This window comes from Sphingomonas sp. HMP6 (assembly GCF_013374095.1).
In the GTDB taxonomy this organism is placed as follows: domain Bacteria; phylum Pseudomonadota; class Alphaproteobacteria; order Sphingomonadales; family Sphingomonadaceae; genus Sphingomonas.
Map to the genome: position 1 here is coordinate 668,655 of NZ_AP022672.1, position 21,720 is coordinate 690,374.

Here is a 21,720-nt window from a genome sequence, read left to right on the forward strand (position 1 = left end):
GGCTCAGCCGGGGATCGTTCCTTCGTCGGCGATGCCTGCCCGGAACGAAGCGCTCGAATCGCTACCGTCGGCCTGATGCGCGTGGCTGCCGCCGCCGATCAGCGTGTCTTCCATGTCGCTGAGCACGGCCGAACCGCGGAGCGCGAAGAGCGCTGCGGTGGCGACTGCGCCAACTGCTGCCACGCCGCCGACGATGGCCGCTGTGCCCCAATGGTTGGTCTTCGCGCTCTTGGCGCGGGTCGCGTTGGCCTTACGTGCGCCGTTGGTCTTGGCGGCGGGTTTGCGAGTCGTGGTCTTGGCGGGGGTTTTGGTGGTCGCCATGTCGGGTGCTCCTGAAATCCTTGAGCAGCCGTAACGCGCGAGATTGAAAGCGTTTCCCCCGGCCGCACCCTACAACGCGCGTAACCCTGGGCTCCTGCTTTCGCAGGAGCACGGGGGCGTTAGCGGAACGGCGGCTCGTTGAAGGCGCGCAGTTTGCGGCTGTGGAGCTTCTTGCCTTCGCGGCGGAGTTCCTCGCAGGCTTCGATGCCGATCCGCATATGCTCGCTGATCGCGCGTTCGTAGAAGCGGTTGGCTTGCCCCGGCAGCTTCAATTCGCCGTGGAGCGGCTTGTCGGAGACGCACAGCAACGTCCCATAGGGCACGCGGAAGCGATAGCCCTGCGCCGCGATCGTCGCCGATTCCATGTCGATGCCGACCGCGCGGCTGAGCGAGAAGCGCAAAGCGCTGCGCGAATATTGCAATTCCCAATTGCGGTCGTCGGTGGTGACGATCGTGCCGGTACGCAGGCGGCGTTTCAGCTCGTCGCCGGTCTGGCCCGAAATCGTCTCGGCGGCACGGGCGAGCGCGAGCTGGACTTCGGCGATGGCGGGGACCGGGATGGCGGGGGGCAGCACGTCGTCGAGCACATGATCGTCGCGCAGATAGGCGTGCGCTAGCACATAATCGCCGATCCGCTGGCTGGGGCGGAGGCCGCCGCAATGGCCGATCATCAGCCACGCCTCGGGGCGCAGCACCGCGAGGTGGTCGCAGATCGTCTTGGCATTGGACGGGCCGACGCCGATGTTGACGAGTGTGATGCCGGTGCCGTCCTCTGCGATCAGATGATAGGCCGGCATCTGGTGCCGCCGCCATGCGCTGGTATCGGCAAGCGCCGCCTCGACATCGTCGCCCGCGTGGAGCAGCACACCGCCTGCGCCCGATACGGCAGTGTAGCGCGATGCGTTGCCGTCCTTGTCGGGGCCAAGTTGGCTGAACGCCCAGCGGACGAATTCATCCACATAGCGGTGATAGTTGGTGAAGAGCACGTAGCGCTGGACATGCTCGGGCGGGGTGCCGGTGTAATGCCGCAGCCGCGCGAGCGAGAAATCGGTGCGCAGGCCATCGAAGAGAGCGAGCGGGCGGATTCCGGTCGTCACCGCGTAGAGACCGTCGGCGATTTCGTCGCCGATATGCGCCAACTCGGTCGCCGGGAAATGCCGCGCCAAGTCGATCGCGGAGATTTCATCCAGGCTGAGCGCGTGACCGGGATCGATCACATAGGGAAAGGGGATTTCCTGGCGGCCGGGCACCGCCTCGACCGTCACGTCATAATCTTCGATCAGCAGCGTCAGCTGCTCGGTCAAATAGTCGGCGAAGATCGCGGGTTTGGTGACGCTGATGGCATAATCGCCCTCACTGACCAGCCGGCCGAACGACCGCATCGGCGCAGGCCGGTCGCCGCCGCCACGATAGTGCAAACGGATTTCGGGATAAGCAAAGCTCCCGTCGCGGCGCGTCTCCGGCGGCGGCGGGGTGCCAGTCGTGATATAGGTGGTGAGCGCGCTCTGGAGGCGCTCGACCGAGGCACGGTAGAGGCGGTCGAGCTCGGCGACGATATCGGATGCTTGCGTCATCCTTAGCGGCTAATGCCGGATCGTTACGTGCGCAAGACCATGTGGACGCGCGGGTTGCGCGCGCCCACCGGACATTTAGGCCTTTTTGCCGCCCTTGGCGGGCGTTTCGTCCTTGGCGAGCAGCTTGCTCGCACCGAACGCAGCGCCAGCCACTGCAGCGGCTGCTCCAGCCGCAATGCCGGCTGCCGCGAGCGGGTTGGCCTTGACCGCATCGACCGTCGCGGTGATCGCTTCGGTCACGGCCTCCTGAGCCTGTTCGAACAGGGTCTGTTCGCCGGTCGCCTTCTTCACTTCCTTGGTCGCCTCGTTGGCGAGATCCTTGGCGGCATCGACTGCATCGGTCATGATGGGCTCCTTTTTAAATGGCGTTACGATCTTGCAACGAAGCGCGGGCGAGGACGGTTCCACGACCGCTACTCCATTCATCTTGGCTCAGATTTCGCTCAGCAGATGTTCGGCCGAGGAAACCTCGAACGCGCCCGGCGCCTCGACATTGAGCTGTTCGACCACGCCGTCATTGACGAGCATCGAATAGCGCTGGCTGCGCTCGCCCATGCCGAATTTCGATCCGTCGAAGGTCAGGCCAACCGCGCGTGCGAAAACGGCATTGCCGTCCGCCAGCATGGTAATGGAATCGGCGTCGCTCGCCTTGCCCCAGGCGCCCATCACGAAAGCGTCGTTGACCGAGGTGAAGGCGATCTCGTCCACGCCCTTTGCCTTCAACGCATCGGCATTGTCGACGAACCCGGGCAAATGCCGCGCCGAGCAGGTCGGGGTAAACGCGCCGGGCACCGCCACGAGCGCGACCTTGCGGCCCTTGAAGAAATCGTCCGAGCTGACCTGGTCCGGCCCATTCGCGGTTGCCTTGGTGAGCGTGATGCTGGGGATGCGGTCGCCGACGCTGATCGTCATGAGGGAATCTCCTATTGGCCGGATGAATTTTGTGGCGCGCAGTACGTCGTGCAGTCCGCCGCGAATTTCAAGCGTGGCGGTGGGCGCGCCGGGCGCTTATGGATCATGCCGATGGACAATGTGCGCTACCTCACCGGCCAGTTCCTGCTGGCGATGCCCGGCATGGGCGATCCGCGATTCGACCGCGCCGTGATCGCGATGTGTGCCCATGATGCCGAGGGCGCTCTGGGGATCGGGATCGGCACGGCGATCGAGGGACTCGGACTGCACGACGTGCTGCGCCAGCTTGAGATCGACCCCGGCGTCGCGCCCGATGCACCGGTGCATCTTGGTGGTCCGGTCGAGCCGCGCCGTGGCTTCGTGCTGCACGGGCTCGACTGGGGCGGGCAGGATACCGTCGCCGTGGTGGGGCAGGACGGGCCACTTTGGGCCCTGTCGGGTACGATCGATGTGCTGAAGGCGATCGCGGCGGGCACCGGACCCAGCCGCTGGCTGGTTGCACTCGGTTATGCCGGCTGGGGGGAGGGGCAGCTCGATGGGGAAATGACGACCCACGGCTGGTTCAGTACGCCCGGCGACACCGCGTTGCTGTATCAGACCGACACCAGCGACCGCTGGACCGCCGCCTTCTCTGGCGCCGGGATCGACCCGCGACTGCTGGTCAGCGGCGCGGGCCGGGCCTAGCTCGACCGGGACATATAAAGACATCTTTATATTTGATTTTGAGCGCAAGGCGGGCTAGGGGCGCGCATCAATCATACCGGAGATACCCGCGTGGCCACCGTTCTCGACCGCAAGACCGACTATGTCGTTGCCGACATTTCCCTCGCCGATTTCGGGCGCAAGGAAATCAACATCGCCGAGACCGAGATGCCTGGCCTGATGGCACTTCGCGACGAATTCGGCGCGTCGCAGCCGCTGAAGGGCGCGCGCATCACCGGTTCGCTCCACATGACGATCCAGACCGCAGTGCTGATCGAGACGCTGACCGCGCTCGGCGCCGACGTCCGTTGGGCAACGTGCAACATCTTCTCGACGCAGGATCACGCCGCCGCCGCGATCGCCGCGACCGGTGTTCCGGTGTTCGCGATCAAGGGCGAGAGTCTGGCCGAATATTGGGATTATGTCGGCGACATCTTCAACTGGGGTGCCGACACCGACAAGGGTGGCAACGGTCAGACCGCCAACATCATCCTCGACGACGGTGGCGACGCAACGATGTTCGCTTTGTGGGGTGCCAAGCTCGAAGCCGGCCACACGCTCGGCGAGCCCGAGAATGACGAGGAAGTCGAATTCCAGCGCGCCCTCAAGGCTTATATCGCCAAGTATCCGGGTTACCTGACCGAGACCGTCAAGAATTTGAAGGGCGTCTCGGAGGAAACCACCACCGGCGTCCATCGCCTGTACGAGATCGCCAAGAAGGGCGAGCTGCCGTTCCCGGCGATCAACGTCAACGACTCGGTGACGAAGTCGAAGTTCGACAACCTTTATGGCTGCAAGGAATCGCTGGTCGATGCGATCCGTCGCGCGACCGACGTGATGCTCGCCGGCAAGGTCGCCGTCGTCGCCGGCTTCGGTGATGTCGGCAAGGGTTCGGCGCAGTCGCTCCGCAACGGCGGCGCACGCGTTATGGTGACCGAAGTCGATCCGATCTGCGCGCTGCAGGCGGCGATGGAAGGCTTCGAAGTCGTGACGATGGAAGAGGCCGTGACCCGCGCCGACATCTTCTGCACCGCAACGGGCAATGCCGACGTCATCACCGCCGAGCATATGGCGGCGATGAAGCCGATGTCGATCGTCTGCAACATCGGGCATTTCGACTCGGAGATTCAGATCGCCGCTCTGTCCAACTATGAGTGGAACGAAGTGAAGCCGGGTACCGATCTGGTGAAGTTCCCCGATGGCAAGCAGATCATCGTGCTCGCCAAGGGCCGTTTGGTGAATCTCGGCTGCGCGACGGGTCACCCGTCGTTCGTGATGTCGGCGTCGTTCACCAACCAGACGCTCGCGCAGATCGAGCTGTGGACCAAGGGCGAGAACTACAAGAACGAAGTCTACGTCCTGCCCAAGCACCTCGATGAGAAGGTCGCTGCGCTGCATCTCGAAAAGCTCGGCGTGAAGCTGTCGAAGCTGACCCCGAAGCAGGCAGGCTATATCGGCGTGCCGACCGAAGGCCCGTTCAAGCCCGATCATTACCGCTATTGATCTCCGACGACGGCGCTAGGCGAGATCGCCTAGTGCCGTCTTCATTTCCCCCAACCACGGCTCGAAATGCCGCCAAAGGTCAGCACCTGCGGTGCTGATAGGACGGCGAACCTGTTCGGAGCTTGCGGTCCGCACGGGTCGGTTGGTCAGATGCGGCGTGAGACACGCCGGTTCGAAGGGCAATTCAAGCCATTCGAGCAACGCCCGGATCTCGCGTTCGGGATTTTCCAGCAGCAGCGTATGGTCGACCCGCGTAATCCGCGTCGGCACCACATGCTGGAAATGCGCCATCGCACGCACATAATCCCGGTAATAGAAGGCGATATCGCGCAGATCGTTCGAGAAGCCGTGACCGAGTGGGAAATACTGCTTCCAGTTGGCAAAGCAGCAGGGAAGCGCGTCGCGCCGCGCATCGATGATCCTTGCATTAGGCAGCATCGTGCAAATCAACGCGAGATCCATCCAGTTCGTCGGCAGCTTGTCGATAAAATAGGGACGATCAGTATGGCGATAGATCGCTGCCCCAGCGATATATTCGTCGCCGAGGGATCGTAAGTCTGTTCCATCTAGCCGCGCCAGCACGGAAGAGAAGGTCTGATCGTGACGGCTGCGCTCCGCGCCGAGCTTGCGGTTTACCAGTGCCGGGATGATCGGAAGTTCGGACGTGCCTTCTACCTGCGAGTGGCTCGCGAGGATCTGCTCGACCAGGGTCGATCCCGCGCGCGGCATGCCGACGATGAAAATCGGTGCGCGCGACAGGCAGCCGAGATTGCTGACATCGGCGGCGAAGCTGGGTGTGAACTGCGCGATCGTCGCGTCCACTTCCTGGGTAGTGGTGGCTGAATCGTAATCGCGGGTGCGCCGTTGCAGCGCGTTTCCCAAGCTATAATGCTTGAACGCTGGTTCGTAAGCACCAGCATCTTCGAACGCCCTCGCAAGCGCGAAATGCGTGGGGATGGTGCGTCGCCAATGTTCGCCAGCGTGCTCGATGGCGAACAGCATCGCGTCCACATCGTCGTCCGCGGCGAGCGCGCCGACCTTGAGATTCGCCAGTCCCCACCATGCTTCGCCCGCGTGGGGGTTCAACGCCAATGCATGCCGAAATCCGGCAATTGCTTCTTCGCGTCGGCCGACCGTCTTAAGCTCGTTGGCCTGAGCGATCCACAGATATGGATCGTGCGGCCTCCGCCTCAGGAGATCGGCGCGCTCTCTGACCGCACGATCGTGTTGGCCTGTTTGTGCAAGCAGTGCGAGCCGCAATTTTGTCGCAGGAAGATTTGACGGGTCGGCCGAGAGCAAGGCCGTGAGCTCGCTTATCGCCCGCGGAATCTGCGCGATCCGCGCGAGGACGCGTGCAAGATTGAACCGTGCCTCCGAATACCGGGGAGCGAGATCGACGGCGCGTTGGAACAAGTCGACGGCTTCGCTAAGCACTCCCGCGCGCGCCGCCAGATCGCCAAGGATGCACAGCGCTGCCACATCATCGGGATGGTCGTTCAGGTGGCGGCGTACGATGTCCTCGGCGAGCCCGAGCCGGTCGGCGGTAAGATGCTCAATGGCGTCAGCCAGCGCGCGTGAGAGCACCGGCTCATTACGTGCGGCATCAACATCATTTCCGGTCATCGCGGCAAATCTACCGGAAGGAGAACGATCCGCCCGCCTTGCGGCTGACGGATCGTCGTTACGGTTACGATTGATCAGAACTTCGCTTGGACACCTGTATACAGGTACCGCCCGACGTTCGGATAAATCGCACTCCCGCCGCCCGCACCGGACAGACCAAAGGGTGGGAGCTGGTCGAAGACGTTATCGACACCCAAATACACGTTGAATTTCGTGCTTACGTCCAGTTCTGCCCGAACATTGTGATAGGTAATCACAGGATAGAGCTTATATTCCGGTGCAACCGCGTTGGGGTTGGTCGGTGCGCGACCCTGAACACTGAAATACCGTTCATAGGCGCCATTCGTCATCTTATCGAGATACTGCATTTTGTAGCCGAGCGTGAGCGGGCCATGCTTCAACGATATATCCAGATTGAAGCTGTTCTGAGGATCGCCGAGTTCGGAAAGCGTGCGATCTTCGAAGGTCGGGTTGGTTGGATCGAGGAAATTGCTTGCCTGGAGCGCCATCGTGTAGATGCCATGGATCGAGAACTTGCCAATATTCCCGAACGTGTGCTCGTAACCGATATCGAAGTCGATACCGCTGACCACCAACTTTGCATAGTTAAGTGGCGTCGCTGCAAGGCTGTTGTTGACATACTGGCCTTGGGTCAGCGGTCGTGTCGTGTCGCGCTGGAAAGCGCCGCAGAACTGGTTGTTGAGTGTTGGCAAATCGTAACACGCGTTGATGATCGCCTGGGCGCCGGGGGTGTTGATCACGTTGTTGACCGTGATGTTGTAATAATCGGCCGAGAAGGAAAATCCCGGTACGAACTTGGGCTGGAACACGCCGCCGATCGTGTACGAATCCGATTTTTCGGCCTGCAGCGATGGGTTGCCCCCCGAAAGATAGCCTGGCGTCGATTGATAGACGAAATCGTAAGCGGCGGGAACGCCCGCCGCCGCGCAATTCGCGGCGCGGAACTGCGAGCCCGAAGCGCGATTGCGCAACGCGCACGGGTCGGAAAAGCCAAAAAAGTTCTGGCCAAGCGGCGTGAACTGATCGGACAAGTTTGGCGCGCGCACGGCTCGCGAGTAGTTACCACGGAAGCGAAGACCGCTTACCGGTGCGTATTCGACGCCGCCATTGTACGAATAAACGGTACCCGTGTTGCCCTTATAGTCTGCCACACGCGCCGCACCATTCACCGTCAATTCCTTGATGAACGGCAAATCCTTGAAGATCGGCACTCGAACTTCCGCATACGCCTCCTTCACTTCGAACGAAGGCGGATTGAAGAGCGGAATCGCATTGTAGAATGTCGCAGCCGATGCAGTCGCGACGTCTTGCTGGTAGAAATTGGTCTCGCGGCGATATTCGGCACCGACCGCGAAGCCGACCGGGCCGCCGGGCAAGTTGAAGAAACCGCTCGTGTCGCCATTGACGAACGCGCTGGCGACAAACTGGGTGAGTTTGCCATCGGCGATCGAATTCTGGAGCAGATAATTCTGCGACGCGCTCGTCACCTTTCCGCTTCCGAACAAATTGACGGGCACGCACGCGGCCACATCGCCCGCAAGTTGTGCGTTGGCATAGGCTGCGTTTACGCCCGCACCAATCGCGCCGGCATTCGCCGCCGCTGCGGCGGCTGGGCTGACTGAGGCCCGACACACGATGTTGCCGTTCGCGACACCGCCGCGCGCAAGCCCCTGATCAACCGCGTCGATCGACAGGAAATAGCGCTGGAGGTTTACGTTGCCATTGATCTGTGTGTGTTCGTTGAACTGGCCGTAATTGGCGGACACTTCATAGTGCCAGTCGTTATTGAAGTTGCCCTTTACCCCGGCCACGATACGATATGTGTCGCGCCGCGCAGCTTCCGTACGGTTGGTCAGGTCGACCGCGTTCTTGTAAAAACCGAACCCGTTCTGGTCGGCGTCGTTGATGCCGTCACCGATCGAAGCGCCAGTGACCGGATCGGTGGCCCCATTATAGTCACCATAATAATCGCGGATGATGCCACGCGCCTGGTTACTCAAATAGGGGTTGTCGGTCCGAAACCGCTCACCAAGAGCGTTGGTAAAGAACGGTCCCGATGCGCTGCCAAAGGATTTGGTCCGCGTAAAGCTCGCTTCAACGAACGGTACGAACGCTGGGCTGATTTCGAAATGGCCAATCAGATTGGCGCTGTAACGGTCCAGGCGAGGCCGGAACGCAAACTGCGTACCGTCGCGGAAATTGTCGCCATTACCACCGATATAGCTTGGCGTCGGTGCTAGCCCAACCGGAGTTCCGGTCTGCTGGACGAGCGTGCCGTTCGGCTGAAAGATGACCGGGGTGTAGCTGGAGCCGCCGAAGTAGGTCAGGAATGTGCCCGCGTTGGTATAGACCCCGTTGCGGATATCGTTGACGAAAATCGACTGCGGCGACCCGACGGCGCCCGTGTTGCGCACTTGAACGAAGCCGCTGACGGACCGGTATTCTGCGCGGTCGCTCGCGTAGAAATCCTCTTGATGGGCATATTCCAGCGCGATCGCGATATTGCCGCGACCATCGGCGAAGTTCTTGCCAGCGAGAACGCTTACGAAATTGCTGCCGGCGTCGGCATGCTGGCTGATCCCTCCCTGGGCGCGGATCTGCACGCCTTCATAGTGATCCTTGAGGACGAAGTTGACCACGCCCGCGAGCGCATCCGAACCGTACACTGCCGAATCGCCGCCCGTTACCACATCGACCCGATCGATCAGGTCGGTCGGGATCGTATTCACGTCGACGGAGGTAGCATTTGACAAAACGTCCGAAGCCACGTGGCGGCGGCCGTTTACGAGCACGAGCGTGCGTTGCGTACCCAAGCCGCGGAGATCGAGCAGGTTCAAGCCAGCGGTACCGAGGAAGCGTGTCGAGTTCGCCTGGCTGAACGTGCTGCGCAAAGCGGGCAGATCATTCAGCGTGTCGCCGACCGAGGTTGAGCCGGTTTCGAAAAAGGCCTGGCCGGAGATCGTCGTGACCGGAACGGAGGAATCGAGGCCAGGGCGGCGAATGCGCGATCCCGTTACAACGATATTCGTTTCATCCTGCGCCTCGGCCTGATCAGACGGAGCGGGCGGGATGGTCGAAGTCGTCGGGCTGGTCTGGGCGAGCGCAGGCGTCGCCGACGCCATCAGCGTCGCCACGAACGCGGCAGATCCCAGAGCGGTGGCCTGCCGAAGGCGGTGAGAAATCATGATTTGGCCCCTTTATCCTGAATGTGCAGAGAATTGACGATCCCCGCCCGTTCATCAAGCATTCAACTGCTACAATCGGGAAACATTTCGTCCGATGTCACCCAAAAGCAACAAAGGGTCCTTCGCGGCCTCAATTCCTCCCGGCTCGCGGCCCTTTGTATTCTCCCATTTTATCGCTTACCGCACACGAGATTGGTTAGGATTGCCGGCCAAGCATGGAGATTGAACGACGGTGATTCCGCAGGCCAATAGCGTGGTCGCAGGTCTCTTGTTGGCCGGGTTGCTCGCCGTCGCGGTGTGGATCCTCTACACCGGGCTGCGGGCGCGGCGGGAGGCGGCGGAGACATTCGCCGTAAACGCGCGGCTGGAGGCGATGCTGGCTTCTGCCCCGGCACTTGCGCTTATCGTGCGTGCTGACGGGCGGCTCGAGTGTCCGCCGCGGCTCGCGGATTGGCTTGGGCTGACGACGCCGCCGCGCTATCTCGATGACCTTACGGCAAAGGGTGGCGGGCAGGGCGGCGGGCTGCCGCCCGGGGATACCGCAGCACTTTCCGCCGACATCGCTGCTGCCCAGAAATCGGGTCGCCCGTTCTCGCGGGCGGTGCGAGCGCAAGGTTCGGCGCGCGCGCTGATGTTGCGTGGGAGCCGCGCCGCGCGCGACGTGCAGGCGCCGGGCGGCGTGATCGTGTGGGTGTTCGACGCGACCGAGAGCGAGGCCGAGATCGCGCGGCTTGACGCTGCGGTGGCGGAGGCGACGACCTATTATGAGGAGCTTAGCGGGGTCATTCAGGCGGCCCCGATGCCGATGTGGTATCGCGGTGCCGACTTGCGCCTCGCCATGGTCAATTCGCATTATGTCGCGGCGGTAGAGGGCGCGTCGGAGCAGGACGTCATCGCGCGCGGGTTGGAACTGGTCGAGGGTTCGGGCGTCGGCGGGCCGCTGGCGAGTGCGGTGCTGGCGCGCGATGCCAAGGCTGTCCAATCGCAGGCGATGCCAGCGACGATCCGCGGTGAACGGCGGATGCTGCGCGTCTATGATGCGCCGCTGTCGACCGGCGGTGTGGCCGGGTTCGCGATCGATATCGAGGATTTGGAGCAAGCGCGGGCGCGGCTGAAGCGCTTCGACGATGCGCAGCGTGCGATGCTCGACCGGCTTTCGGCGGGCGTCGTTCAATTCGCCGCCGACCGCAGCCTGGTGTTTTGCAATCAGCCGTTCCGGCGCCTGTTTGCGATGAAGAGCGAATGGCTCGCCGACCGGCCTGAATTTGATCGCGTGCTCGAACGGATGCGCGAAACGCAGCGGCTGCCCGAAGTGCGCGATTTTCCGGGCTGGAAGTCCGAGCGGCGCGACTGGTTCCTGGCGGCGGGCGGTGGGCAGGAGGAGGAATGGCATTTGCCCGGCGGCGTGCATCTGCGCGTTGTGGCGCAGCCGCTGCCCGACGGCGGTCTGCTGCTGATCTTCGAGGATCGCACCGAACAGGTGCAATTGGCCAGCGCGCGCGACACGTTGCTGCGCGTGCGCACTGCAACATTCGAGAATCTGTTCGAGGCGCTTGGCGTGTTCGCGGCGGATGGCCGGCTACAACTCTGGAACAACAAGTTCCGGACGATGTGGGGTTTCGACGAAGCGTTTCTGGTGACGCACCCGCGCGTCGATGCCCTGGCCGAGGTCGCGGCGCGGCAGCTAGCTAACCCGGCGCGGTCGGTGCTGATCGGCGATCTGGTGCGCGCGGCAACGGTCGAGCGGCAGCAGCGCGGTGGGCGTGTCGCGTTCAAGGACGGGCGGCATTTCGAATTTGCGGCCGTGCCGCTGCCCGACGGCAACGGACTGTTCACGATGCTCGATATCTCCGACAGCCGCAGGATCGAAACCGCGCTGCGCGATCGCAACGAGGCGCTGGAGGCGGCGGACCGGATCAAGACCGCGTTCGTCGCAACGATGAGCTATGAACTGCGGACCCCGCTGACCTCGATCAGCGGGTTCGCCGAGATGTTGAACGAGGGCTATGCCGGCAAATTGACCAAGGCGGCGTCGGGCTATGTCGAGGCGATCCTGGAATCGGTCGAGCGGCTGGGGATGCTGGTCGATGAAGTGCTCGATCTGACGCAGGCCGAGGGCAAGCAACCTGTGCTCGAAATGCTCGAGGTCGAGCTCGACGGCGTGGCGCGTGCGGCGGCGGATACGGTCGCACCGCTGGCGAAGAAGCGCGCGCTGGATTTTGCGATAGAGATTCTCCCCTCGACCGGCGCTACCAAGGGGGATGCCAAGCGCCTGCAACAGGTGATCGAGCACCTTCTCCGCCATGCCGTGACGGGCGCATCGGAAGGCGGGCGTGTCCTGCTCCACACGGACGGGACGGCGGCGGCGGCGCGGATCGTCGTGTCGGACGATGGGGCGGGGATGAGTGGCCCGTCGCTTGCGCGCGCGTTCGATCGATTCGGACAGCCGGGGATCACGCGGAGTGGTGAGCGTGCGCTCGGGCTTGGCTTGCCGCTGGCGAAGCAATTCGTCGAGGCGCATGGCGGGACGATCGAGCTGCTGTCCGAGCCTGGGCAGGGGACGCTGATCACGGTGACGTTGCCGCGGCGGTGATCTTGTGCGTTTCCGGCCATGCGCATAGACTGTGCGCATAGATTTGGAGGGCCAAATGGCGATTCGAGTTTCCCGGCGGGACGAAGCCCCGGCTATTCGGCGTGCGACCAACGTGTCGCTCGATACCAAATTGGTCGCGGCGGCGAAGGACTATGGCATCAATGTCTCGCGTGCGTGCGAGGAAGGGCTGGCCAAGCAAATCTCGGCAGAACGCAACCGCCGCTGGCAGGAGGAGAATAAGGACGCGATTGAGGCTTCCAACGCTTGGGTTGAAAAGCACGGTCTGCCGTTGGAAAAATATCGGCTCTTCTGATGGCGCGGTTCGATGTGCATCAAAGCGCTGACGGACGCGGGTATCTGCTCGATTGCCAGACCGATTATTTGTCTGGTCTCGACACGCGCCTGATGGTGCCGCTGTTCCTGCTGGAGGCGTATCCAACACCGGCGGCGAGGCTCAATCCGGTTTTTCGCGTCCAGGACACTGACGTCGTGATGATGACCCAATATGCCGCTGCAATGCGAAAGCGCGACATTCCGCCCAAGGTTGGGTGGCTGGCACATCAACAGGACGCCATCATGAACGCACTCGACATGCTGCTGACGGGCTATTGATGCACCTGCGCGATCCGGAGGCGAGCGAGGCGCTCGGTGCCCGGCTGGCGGCGCTCGTGGCACCCGGCGATGTCGTGACGCTGTCCGGTCCGCTCGGCGCGGGCAAAACGAGTATCGCGCGGGGCCTTCTTGCGGCGCTTGGGCTGGTCGGCGAGGCACCAAGTCCCAGCTTTGCGATTGTGCAGCCTTATGCCCCGCCGGAAGTGCGACTGCCCGTCCTCCACGTCGATCTGTACCGTATCGATGACCCTGATGAGATCGATGAGATCGGTCTGGACGAGGCGGCGGACGATTCGGTGCTGCTGGTCGAATGGCCCGAACGCGCGCCCGGCTGGTGGCCCGATGCCCTCGCGCTGACGCTGGAGATGCTGCCCGACGGAAGCCGTCGCTTGACAGCCGCGGTCCCGCCGGGCTGGAAGGACCGATGGCAGCAGATATGACACCACCGGCGGCGGCGGCCGCGTTCCTGGCCGCGAACGGATGGGACGACGCAGACATTGTGCCGGTGGCGGGCGATGCCTCGTTCCGCCGGTATTTCAGGGCGGTGGAGCCAACGCGCAGCGCGATCCTGATGGATGCGCCGCCGCCGCACGAGGACCCGCGACCGTTTCTTAACATGGCGCGCTGGTTGACCGGTAACGGCTTTGCCGCGCCCGAGATTCATGGTGAAGATCTCGACCATGGGCTCGTCCTGTTGCAGGATTTCGGCGACGTCCGGATGCGCGAGACGGTCGATGCCGAACCGTCGCGCGAGCTGGCGCTCTATGCGGCGGCGATCGACATCCTGATTTCGCTTCATACGCGTGAGGCTGCCGCGCTGGCGCCCTATGGCCGCGCGGTCCTGCACCGCGAGGCCGATCTGCTGACCGAATGGTATTGCCCGGCGATCGGGATCGAGGCCGATCAGGAGGCCTATTCGGCGGCATGGGATGCGGTGTTCGACCATGCGCTGGTCGGCCCGAAAGTCACCGTTCTGCGCGATTACCATGCCGAAAATCTGATGCTGATCGGCCCCGATACGCTCGGTTTGCTCGATTTTCAGGACGCACTGGCGGGCCATCCGGCCTATGATCTGGTGTCTTTGCTGCAGGACGCACGGCGTGACGTAAGCGAGGATGTCGAGGCAGCGATGCTCGCGCACTACAAGGCTGCAGTTGCTACCGACCCCGGGTTCGATGCCGCCTATCACGTGCTCGGCGCGCAGCGGAACGCCAAGATCGTCGGCATCTTCACCCGGCTGTGGCAGCGCGACGGCAAGCCGCGCTATCCGACGCTGTGCCCGCGCGTTTGGCGCTATCTGAACCGCGATCTCGAGCATCCCGCGCTCGCACCGGTGAAGGCGTGGTTCGACGCGACGATCCCTCAAGGGCTGCGCGGTGATCCCCTGGCTTTGTCGTCATGCTGAAACCCAAACGCACGCTCCACATCCGGCCCGATCCGGGTGGGGCGGTGCCGAAGACAGCGATGGTGATGGCCGCCGGCCTCGGCAAACGGATGCGCCCGCTGACCGCGACGCGTCCCAAGCCTTTGGTCGAGGTCGCGGGCAAACCGCTGATCGATCACGTGTTCGACCGGCTGCGCGCGAGCGGCGTCGAGCGCGCGGTGGTAAACGTCCATTATCTGGCCGACGCGCTGGAGGCGCATTTGCACAATCGCGTCTCGGGGATCGACGTGGTCGTCTCCGATGAACGCAAGCGGTTGATGGAAACCGGCGGTGGCATCGTGCAGGCGCGGGATCTTATCGGCGATGCGCCGTTCGTTGTCGTCAACAGCGACAATCTGTGGGTCGATGGCCCGTCCGATGCGATCCGCATGCTTGCCGCGCGGTGGGATGATGCGACGATGGACGCGCTGCTGCTAATGGTGCCGCTCGCCCGCGCGAACCACCACGGCGGGCAGGGTGATTTCCGGCTCGCCCCCGACGGGCGGATCATCGGGCGGCGGCAACCGGGCAAGCTGGCGCCGTTCGTCTATACTGGGGTGCAAATCCTTTCCCCACGCGTCATCGTGGATTGGCCGGAGGGGCCGTTCTCGACGATGCTGTTTTGGGAACGCGCGATTGCAGCCGGGCGCGCTTATGGCCTCGTCCATCAGGGGTTGTGGTTCGATGTCGGAACCCCCGCCGCGGTCGGCAAGACCGAGGCGATGCTGGCCGATGGCTGAGCGCGCGGCCCCGCAACTTTTCACGATTCCCTCGCACCGCGCCTTTGCCGATGCGTTGGCGGCGGGGCTGATTCGGCAGTTCGGCGGACAGGATCTGGAACTCGCGCGTGGCCTCGTCTTGCTCCCCAACAACCGCGCCAAACGCGCGTTGACCGATGCCTTCGTCCGCGCGAGCGACGGCGGTCTGTTGCTGCCGCGATTGGTGGCGATCGGCGATCCTGGGATCGACGAGGCGATCGGTGCTGCGCTCGATCCGGCGGACGATGCGGATCCGCTGCCGCCTGCGGTCGCGCCGCTCGAACGCCGCATGATCCTCGCGCGGCTGGTCTCGGAGGAGCGCGCGCGCGGCGGGCAGCCGGTCGATGCGGCGGAAGCGGTGCGGCTGGCGGGCGATCTGGCGCGGACGCTGGATCAGTTGCTGGTCGAGGAAATCGAACCCCGCCGATTACGCGAGATCGAACTCAACGAAGCGATGTCGGCGCATTGGCAGCGCGCGCTCGATCTGTTCGGTATCGTGCTCGATCGCTGGCCGGAGGAACTGGCACGGATCGGCCGGATCGATGCGGCGGCGCGTCGTGGATTTGTGCTGCGGCGACTTGCGGCACGCTGGAAAACCGCGCCTCCGTCGGGCTTCGTCTGCGCGGCCGGGATCACCGATAGCGCGCCTGCGGTTGCGCATTTGCTGCGCAGCATTTCTGATTTGCCGCGCGGCATGGTGGTGCTGGCCGATCTGGCGACGGGGATGGATTCGGACGAATGGAACGCGCTCGGCCCGTTCGATCCCGACCCTGTAACCGGGCTGGCGCGGCGATCGATCGAGACGCACCCGCAATTCCATATCAAGCTGTTGCTGGAGCGGATGAGCGTCAACCGCACAGAGTTCCGCACCTGGCGCGATGGTAGCGATCATGATGCAACCGTCGCGCGCGGCAAGGCGGTGGCGAATGCGCTCGCCTCGGCGGAATTCACCGCGAAATGGACCACGCTCGGGCCTGAACAGCGTCGAATCGGCGGGATCACTGCCGCTGAACTCGCGACGCCGGGGGAGGAAGCGCAGGCGATTGCGCTCGCGCTCCGCGAAGTCGCCGAGACGCCGGTGCGGACGGCGGCGCTGGTCACCCCCGACCGCGGCCTTGCGCGTCGCGTTGCGGCACATTGCGCGCGCTGGGGCATCGCGGTCGATGATTCCGCCGGGCGCCCGCTGTCGATCCTGCCTTCTGGAACATTGCTCACCGCGCTCGCCGAGGCGGCCACGCAGCGCTTCGCGCCGCTCGCCTTGCTGACGTTGCTCAAACATCCGCTGGTGCGCTTCGGCGCGGCGCGGGGCGACTGGCTCGACGGCGTGCGCGCGCTGGACCGGGTGCTGCGCGGTCCGCGCCCGGCGGCGGGCCTGGTCGGGATCGACGCGCACCTGCGCGACGCGCGACGTGCGCAGATGGCGCTGGCGTGGTGGCCGGAAGCGCGCGCGCTGCTCGCGCCGATCGAACAGGCGTTCGACCGCCAGGCGCAACCGCTCACGAGCCTGCTCGCCGCATTGCGCGAGGCGGCACAGGCGCTGTGCGGCGATGCGCTGTGGTCCGGCCCGGCCGGCCGCGCGGCGGCGGATTTGCTGCGCGAGGCGGAACTGCACGCCGTGCACGGCCCGGCGACGATCGATCCGGCCAGCCTCGCGCCGCTGCTCAAGACATTGATGGATGAAATCGCGGTGCGTCCACCGCAGGGCGGGCATCCCCGCCTTGCGATTTACGGCCTGATCGAGGCGCGCTTGCAGACCGCCGATTTGATGATCCTGGGCGGGTTGAACGAAGGGACATGGCCCGGCCTGCCCGCGCCCGATCCGTGGCTCGCACCGCGCATCCGCACCGAGCTGGGCTTGCCGGGGCTCGATCGTGGCGTCGGCATGGCGGCGCACGATCTGGCGCAGGCGCTCGGCGCACCGGCTGCAATCATTACGCGCGCGCGGCGCGGCGGCACGCAACCGGCCATCGCCTCGCGCTTCTGGCTGCGCTTGCAGGCACTGGCCGGGGATAAGTTCGAACGCGCGTCGGCGCTGGAGGGCTGGGCGCGCGCGCTCGACGATCCCGGTCTGCACGAGCCGGCCCCCAAGCCTGCCCCGGTCCCGCCTGCCGAGCTACGCCCGAAGAAGATCGCGGTGACCGATGTCGACCGGCTTAAGGCCGACCCCTACGCCTTTTATGCCAAGCGCATCCTCGGGCTGATCCAGCTCGATCCGGTCGATGCCGATCCGAGTGCGGCGTGGCGCGGCACCGCAGTGCACGACATTCTCGAACGCTGGGCGCGCGAGGATGCGTGCGCGCTCGACCGGCTGCACGACCGCGCGCGCGGCATGTTCGATGGCGCGCACCCGATGCAGCGCGCTTTGTGGCGGCCGCGCCTGATGGAGGCGATCGACTGGATCGTCGCGGAAATGGGCCGCAATGTGGATGCCGGGCGCACGGTGCTGGCGGTCGAGCAGGCGGGGGACATCGCGATTGCCGGGGTCACGCTGACGGGCAAGTTCGACCGGATCGATCGGCTGCCCGACGGGGCGCTCGCGGTGATCGATTACAAGACCGGCAAGGCCCCCTCGTCGGCGGCGGTGCGCGAGGGGTTCAGTCTGCAGCTCGGGCTGCTCGGCTTGATCGCCGAACGCGGTGGCTTTGCCGGCATCCAGGGGGCGGCGCGCGGCTTCGAATATTGGTCGCTGACCAAGAATGGCGAGTCGTTCGGTCGCGCCACCTCGCCGGTCGATCCGGCGGGCAAGGGCGACAAGGTCTTGCCCGAGAAATTCACCGCGTTGGCGGCGCATCACTTTAGCGAGGCGGCGGCGGACTGGCTCACCGGCGCGCGTGCGTTCGAGGCGAAACTGCATCCGGATTACGCACCCTATGCCGAGTATGATCAATTGATGCGGCGTGACGAATGGTATGGGCGTGACTGACCATCTTCCGTTCGCCCTGAGCCTGTCGAATGGCCCGTGCAGCAAGCGCGGTATCATGTTTGGTACGCAGTGCTTCGACAAGCTCAGCCCGAACGGGTGGAGGGCTATGCCATGAGCATCTCAGACACGCGCCGCCCCCTCCCGATCCTGAAGGATGCGCAAGCGCAAGCGAGCGATCCGGGCGGGCACGTCTGGCTCTCTGCCTCCGCCGGGACCGGCAAGACGCAGGTGCTGACCGCGCGCGTGTATCGGCTGTTGCTGCGCGGGGTCGATCCGGCGGCGATCCTGTGCCTGACCTTCACCAAAGCGGGTGCGGCCGAAATGGCGGGTCGGATTGGCGAGCGGCTGGCGGCATGGGTGCGTATGCCGCGCCCCGAGCTGGTTAGCGATCTCGGCGCGCTCGGCGAGGACCCGACCGACGCGCTGATCGCGCGCGCGCGGACGCTGTTCGCGCGCGTGCTCGATGCACCGGGCGGCGGTATCCGGATCCAGACGATCCACGGTTTCTGCCAGAGCCTGTTGTCGGCCTTCCCGGTCGAGGCTGGCCTCGCCCCCGGCTTCCGCCCGATCGAGGCGCGCGAGGAAGCGGTGCTCGCGCGCGAGGCGCTCGCCGAACTGCTCGTCACCGCCGAGGCGGAGGGCCGCGACTCCACCGTTGCCACCGTCGGCGCGCTGAGCCTCAGGCTGGGCGAGGGCGAGGCCGAGCGCTTCCTGCTCGCCTGCGCGCGCGCGCCCGCCGCGATGGCCGAACTGCCGATGGGGGAGGGGGTGCAGCCGTTCCTCCGTCGCGCGCTCGACTTGCCGACCGGTGAGATCGAGGCGGAGATTGCCGATGCGTGCGGCGATGCGGTGTTCGACGTCGATGCGGTCGCGCGGCTGGCGGCGGCGAACCGCGCCTGGGGCACGGCCACGGGCGGCAACCATGCCGATATCGCCGAATGTTGGGTCGAGGCTGCGCCAGAAATGCGCGCGCGGATGCTGGGTGATCTGATCGCCGTGCCCTTCACCGCCAAGCGCGAGCCGCGCAAATACTCGCCCAAATTGCTCGCCGCCGATCCCGACTATGCTGACCTCGCGATCGAGGTAGGGCAGGAGTGCGCCGATCTGCTCTCCCTGCGCGAGCGCGCGGCGTATGCCGATCTGCTCGCGGCGGGTCTGGCGGTCGGGCGCGATTATGCCGCGACCTATGAGCGCGCGAAGCGGCGGATCGGCGCGGTCGATTTCGACGATCTGATCCGCGCGACGATCGATCTGCTGGCGCAGCCGGGAATGGGCGATTGGGTGCGCTACAAGCTCGACCAGGCGACCGAACATGTCCTGATCGACGAGGCGCAGGACACCAACCCCGAACAGTGGCTTATCGTTCGCGCGCTCGCGGAGGAATTCTTCGCGGGCGAAGGGGCGCATGAGAACAAGCTTCGGACGCTTTTCACAGTGGGCGATTACAAGCAGGCGATCTTCGGCTTTCAGGGCACCCACCCAATCTATTTTAAAGGCGCGGAGCGGCATTTCGAACAACTTGCGACCAATGCTTGGGAGGCGGACGGAGACGAGCGTTCGCGGACTGGCAAAGAGCGCGCGCGCCGTTGGAACCGGCTGTCGCTGACGCAATCGTTCCGCTCGACGCGCCCCGTGCTCGAATTCGTCGACGCCGCGATCGAAGCGCTGCCCGAACCGGGGCTGGGCGCGATTGCCGACCGCGAAGTGCATGCCAGCGAAGTGCCGGGGCCGGGCACCGTCTCGCTCTGGCCGCTGGTCGTGGCGGGCGGGTCCGAAGAGGATGAGGAAAGCTGGGTGTCCGATTCCACGCGCGAACTCGCGCGGCAGATCGCGCGGACGATCAAGGGGTGGATCGGCACGCTGATGCTGGAAAGCAAGGGCCGTACGCTCCGGCCCGAGGATGTGATGATCCTGGTCAAGCGGCGCGGCGAACTCGCCTCGCTGATCGTCGCGCGTCTGTATGCCGAGGGTGTGCCCGTGGCGGGCGTCGACCGGTTGCGACTGAACGCGCCGCTGTCGGTACAGGATCTGCTCGCTGCGATCCGCTTCGTGCTGCAGCCGGAGGATGATCTATCGCTCGCCTCACTATTGGTCTCGCCGCTGATCGGGTGGAGCCAGGAGCGGCTGATGGCGGAGGCCCCGCGTGGGTCGATCAGCTTGTGGCGGCATCTCACGCGGCCGGGCGGTCCGAGCGATCTCGCCCCGCTGTTTGCCTTGTTGGCCCGCGCCGACATTGCGACGCCGTATCAGTTTCTCGAGGAAATTCTGTCGGGTCCGCTCGGGGGGCGGCGCAAACTGGTCCATCGGCTGGGGCAGGAGGCGCGCGATCCGATCGAGGAAGTGCTGAGCGCGGCGCTCGATTTCGAATCGCTCGGCACGCCGTCGCTGCAACGCTTTCTCGACTGGTTCGATCGCGGCGAGGTCGAGATCAAGCGCGACCCGTCGGCCCCGCTCGATGCGGTGCGGGTGATGACCGCGCATGGTGCGAAGGGCCTGCAAGCGCCGCTGGTGATCCTGGCCGATGCGGCGGTCGATCCGACGCGTTCGCCCCGCTCGACGCTGAAATGGCGCGCGGGCGACATGGCGGCGGAATTGCCCGTGATCCGCCCGCGCAAAGGCGAGGCGACCGGGCCGCTGGCCGCGCTGGTGGAGGAAACCGCGGCGAGCGATCTCGAGGAGCATTGGCGGCTGTTCTACGTCGCTTCGACTCGCGCGGAGGAGCGGCTGGTGATCGCCGGGTCGGTCGGGCCGAAGGCGCAAGGGATGGCGCCTGAGCTAAGCTGGTATGCCGCCGCCGATCGCGCGATGCGGGCGCTGGGGGTTGAGGGCGAGGGTGCGCGCGATTTCGCCGGCCGCGCTCCGCAACGGCCGGTAGCGCCAGACCGGAAGAGCGCGCGGGCCGTGGCCGAGACGGTCGCCTTGCCGAACTGGGCGACGTGCCCCGCGCCGGTTGAGGCGCGGCCGCCGCGCCCGCTCGCACCGTCATCGTTGGGGGAGGATATGGTCGCGGACGCGCCCCCGACGGAGGTCATGCGCGCCGCCGGCGAGCGCGGTCGCTTGATCCACGCGCTGTTCGAACGGCTCCCGGCAGTCGCGCCCGCGCAGCGCGCCGAAGCGGCCGACCGGTGGCTCGCACGGGTCGGGATGGTTGCGGATGCAGCGGCGCGGATCGAGATCGCGGCTTCGGTGCTGGCGGTGCTCGACGATGCCGCCTTTGCTGCCCTGTTTGGCGGTGATTCGCTGGCCGAGGCACCGATCGCAGCGGTTCTCCCCGACGGGTTCGTCGTGTCGGGCACGGTCGATCGCTTGCTCGTCACGCGGGATCTCGTTCGTGTAATCGATTTCAAGACCGGGCGCGGCGTGCCCGCGACCGCGGAGGCCATTCCGCCGTACCATGTGCGGCAGATGGCAGCGTATGGCGCAGCGCTCGCGGTTATCTTCCCCGGGCGGCGGATCGAGACGGCGTTGCTCTACACTAGCGGCCCGACGCTGCACGTGCTCGACGACGCTACACTGCACGCGCACAAGCCTGGCTTTGCCGAGGCGGAGCAAAGCTAGCGTTCGCGCGCT

Annotated in this window: 16 protein-coding genes; 10 read left to right on the plus strand and 6 right to left on the minus strand. The window is 65.0% G+C overall.

From position 1 onward, the window contains the following. Window positions 1-3: 3 nt before the first annotated feature. The 4 genes from HMP06_RS17875 to HMP06_RS03510 all read right to left on the minus strand — a co-directional run bounded on the left by HMP06_RS17875 (window position 4) and on the right by HMP06_RS03510 (window position 2,807). Window positions 4-321 carry a hypothetical protein gene (locus HMP06_RS17875; protein WP_232089851.1) on the minus strand — a complete coding sequence of 106 codons (318 nt, stop codon included), beginning with the start codon at window positions 319-321 and terminating at the stop codon, window positions 4-6. Between the two features lie 119 nt (window positions 322-440). Then, window positions 441-1,895 carry an AMP nucleosidase gene (locus HMP06_RS03500; RefSeq protein ID WP_176495848.1) on the minus strand — a complete coding sequence of 485 codons (1,455 nt, stop codon included), beginning with the start codon at window positions 1,893-1,895 and terminating at the stop codon, window positions 441-443. A gap of 75 nt (window positions 1,896-1,970) precedes the next feature. Beyond that, window positions 1,971-2,240 carry a hypothetical protein gene (locus HMP06_RS03505; RefSeq protein WP_176495849.1) on the minus strand — a complete coding sequence of 90 codons (270 nt, stop codon included), beginning with the start codon at window positions 2,238-2,240 and terminating at the stop codon, window positions 1,971-1,973. A gap of 87 nt (window positions 2,241-2,327) precedes the next feature. Next, window positions 2,328-2,807 carry a peroxiredoxin gene (locus HMP06_RS03510; RefSeq protein WP_176495850.1) on the minus strand — a complete coding sequence of 160 codons (480 nt, stop codon included), beginning with the start codon at window positions 2,805-2,807 and terminating at the stop codon, window positions 2,328-2,330. 111 nt (window positions 2,808-2,918) lie between these two features. Between HMP06_RS03510 and HMP06_RS03515 the strand changes: the two genes are divergently transcribed. Then, the gene (locus tag HMP06_RS03515) at window positions 2,919-3,491 is read left to right on the plus strand and encodes a YqgE/AlgH family protein (RefSeq protein WP_176498347.1); all 573 of its coding nucleotides are present in this window, start codon (window positions 2,919-2,921) and stop codon (window positions 3,489-3,491) included. A 90-nt stretch (window positions 3,492-3,581) separates the two neighbouring features. Continuing rightward, on the plus strand, window positions 3,582-5,012 hold the full coding sequence (gene ahcY, locus HMP06_RS03520) for an adenosylhomocysteinase (RefSeq protein ID WP_176495851.1): 1,431 nt from the start codon (window positions 3,582-3,584) through the stop codon (window positions 5,010-5,012). A gap of 15 nt (window positions 5,013-5,027) precedes the next feature. Here the strand turns inward: ahcY and HMP06_RS03525 are convergent, their stop codons facing one another. Together HMP06_RS03525 and HMP06_RS03530 are read right to left on the minus strand one after the other, a co-directional pair. Further along, window positions 5,028-6,635, minus strand: a complete 1,608-nt coding sequence (locus HMP06_RS03525; protein WP_176495852.1) for a tetratricopeptide repeat-containing sulfotransferase family protein — start codon at window positions 6,633-6,635, stop codon at window positions 5,028-5,030. 74 nt (window positions 6,636-6,709) lie between these two features. After that, window positions 6,710-9,841: a TonB-dependent receptor domain-containing protein gene (locus tag HMP06_RS03530; protein WP_176495853.1), complete on the minus strand. Its 3,132-nt coding sequence runs from the start codon at window positions 9,839-9,841 to the stop codon at window positions 6,710-6,712. 373 nt (window positions 9,842-10,214) lie between these two features. Here HMP06_RS03530 and HMP06_RS03535 point away from each other — a divergent pair, with 373 nt between their 5' ends. From HMP06_RS03535 to addA, 8 genes are all read left to right on the plus strand, one after another. Next, complete coding sequence (locus HMP06_RS03535) at window positions 10,215-12,434, plus strand: sensor histidine kinase (protein WP_232089943.1); 2,220 nt, start codon at window positions 10,215-10,217, stop codon at window positions 12,432-12,434. 55 nt (window positions 12,435-12,489) lie between these two features. Continuing rightward, window positions 12,490-12,747, plus strand: coding sequence for a type II toxin-antitoxin system CcdA family antitoxin (locus tag HMP06_RS03540; protein ID WP_176495854.1), 258 nt, complete (start codon window positions 12,490-12,492; stop codon window positions 12,745-12,747). Further along, a complete protein-coding gene (locus HMP06_RS03545) occupies window positions 12,747-13,046 on the plus strand; it encodes a CcdB family protein (protein ID WP_176495855.1) in 300 nt (99 codons plus the stop codon). The genes HMP06_RS03540 and HMP06_RS03545 overlap by 1 nt, the downstream gene beginning before the upstream one ends. After that, window positions 13,046-13,486: a tRNA (adenosine(37)-N6)-threonylcarbamoyltransferase complex ATPase subunit type 1 TsaE gene (tsaE, locus tag HMP06_RS03550; protein WP_176495856.1), complete on the plus strand. Its 441-nt coding sequence runs from the start codon at window positions 13,046-13,048 to the stop codon at window positions 13,484-13,486. The genes HMP06_RS03545 and tsaE overlap by 1 nt, the downstream gene beginning before the upstream one ends. After that, window positions 13,483-14,451, plus strand: coding sequence for an aminoglycoside phosphotransferase family protein (locus tag HMP06_RS03555; RefSeq protein WP_176498349.1), 969 nt, complete (start codon window positions 13,483-13,485; stop codon window positions 14,449-14,451). Before tsaE ends, HMP06_RS03555 begins: the two co-directional genes overlap by 4 nt. Then, window positions 14,445-15,209, plus strand: a complete 765-nt coding sequence (locus HMP06_RS03560) for a nucleotidyltransferase family protein (protein WP_176495857.1) — start codon at window positions 14,445-14,447, stop codon at window positions 15,207-15,209. The genes HMP06_RS03555 and HMP06_RS03560 overlap by 7 nt, the downstream gene beginning before the upstream one ends. Beyond that, window positions 15,202-18,150 carry a double-strand break repair protein AddB gene (gene addB / locus HMP06_RS03565; RefSeq protein WP_176495858.1) on the plus strand — a complete coding sequence of 983 codons (2,949 nt, stop codon included), beginning with the start codon at window positions 15,202-15,204 and terminating at the stop codon, window positions 18,148-18,150. Before HMP06_RS03560 ends, addB begins: the two co-directional genes overlap by 8 nt. Before the next feature lie 111 nt (window positions 18,151-18,261). After that, complete coding sequence (gene addA / locus HMP06_RS03570; RefSeq protein ID WP_176495859.1) at window positions 18,262-21,708, plus strand: double-strand break repair helicase AddA; 3,447 nt, start codon at window positions 18,262-18,264, stop codon at window positions 21,706-21,708. Window positions 21,709-21,720 lie beyond the last annotated feature (12 nt).

What these genes read in the sequence shown, in the direction of transcription:
- HMP06_RS17875 (WP_232089851.1), bottom strand. Translation starts at nt 321, where the DNA reads ATGGCGACCACCAAAACCCCCGCCAAGACCACGACTCGCAAACCCGCC.
- HMP06_RS03500 (WP_176495848.1), bottom strand. Translation starts at nt 1,895, where the DNA reads ATGACGCAAGCATCCGATATCGTCGCCGAGCTCGACCGCCTCTACCGT.
- HMP06_RS03505 (WP_176495849.1), bottom strand. Translation starts at nt 2,240, where the DNA reads ATGACCGATGCAGTCGATGCCGCCAAGGATCTCGCCAACGAGGCGACC.
- HMP06_RS03510 (WP_176495850.1), bottom strand. Translation starts at nt 2,807, where the DNA reads ATGACGATCAGCGTCGGCGACCGCATCCCCAGCATCACGCTCACCAAG.
- HMP06_RS03515 (WP_176498347.1), top strand. Translation starts at nt 2,919, where the DNA reads ATGGACAATGTGCGCTACCTCACCGGCCAGTTCCTGCTGGCGATGCCC.
- HMP06_RS03525 (WP_176495852.1), bottom strand. Translation starts at nt 6,635, where the DNA reads ATGACCGGAAATGATGTTGATGCCGCACGTAATGAGCCGGTGCTCTCA.
- HMP06_RS03530 (WP_176495853.1), bottom strand. Translation starts at nt 9,841, where the DNA reads ATGATTTCTCACCGCCTTCGGCAGGCCACCGCTCTGGGATCTGCCGCG.
- HMP06_RS03535 (WP_232089943.1), top strand. Translation starts at nt 10,215, where the DNA reads ATGCTGGCTTCTGCCCCGGCACTTGCGCTTATCGTGCGTGCTGACGGG.
- HMP06_RS03540 (WP_176495854.1), top strand. Translation starts at nt 12,490, where the DNA reads ATGGCGATTCGAGTTTCCCGGCGGGACGAAGCCCCGGCTATTCGGCGT.
- HMP06_RS03545 (WP_176495855.1), top strand. Translation starts at nt 12,747, where the DNA reads ATGGCGCGGTTCGATGTGCATCAAAGCGCTGACGGACGCGGGTATCTG.
- tsaE (WP_176495856.1), top strand. Translation starts at nt 13,046, where the DNA reads ATGCACCTGCGCGATCCGGAGGCGAGCGAGGCGCTCGGTGCCCGGCTG.
- HMP06_RS03555 (WP_176498349.1), top strand. Translation starts at nt 13,483, where the DNA reads ATGACACCACCGGCGGCGGCGGCCGCGTTCCTGGCCGCGAACGGATGG.
- HMP06_RS03560 (WP_176495857.1), top strand. Translation starts at nt 14,445, where the DNA reads ATGCTGAAACCCAAACGCACGCTCCACATCCGGCCCGATCCGGGTGGG.
- addB (WP_176495858.1), top strand. Translation starts at nt 15,202, where the DNA reads ATGGCTGAGCGCGCGGCCCCGCAACTTTTCACGATTCCCTCGCACCGC.
- addA (WP_176495859.1), top strand. Translation starts at nt 18,262, where the DNA reads ATGAGCATCTCAGACACGCGCCGCCCCCTCCCGATCCTGAAGGATGCG.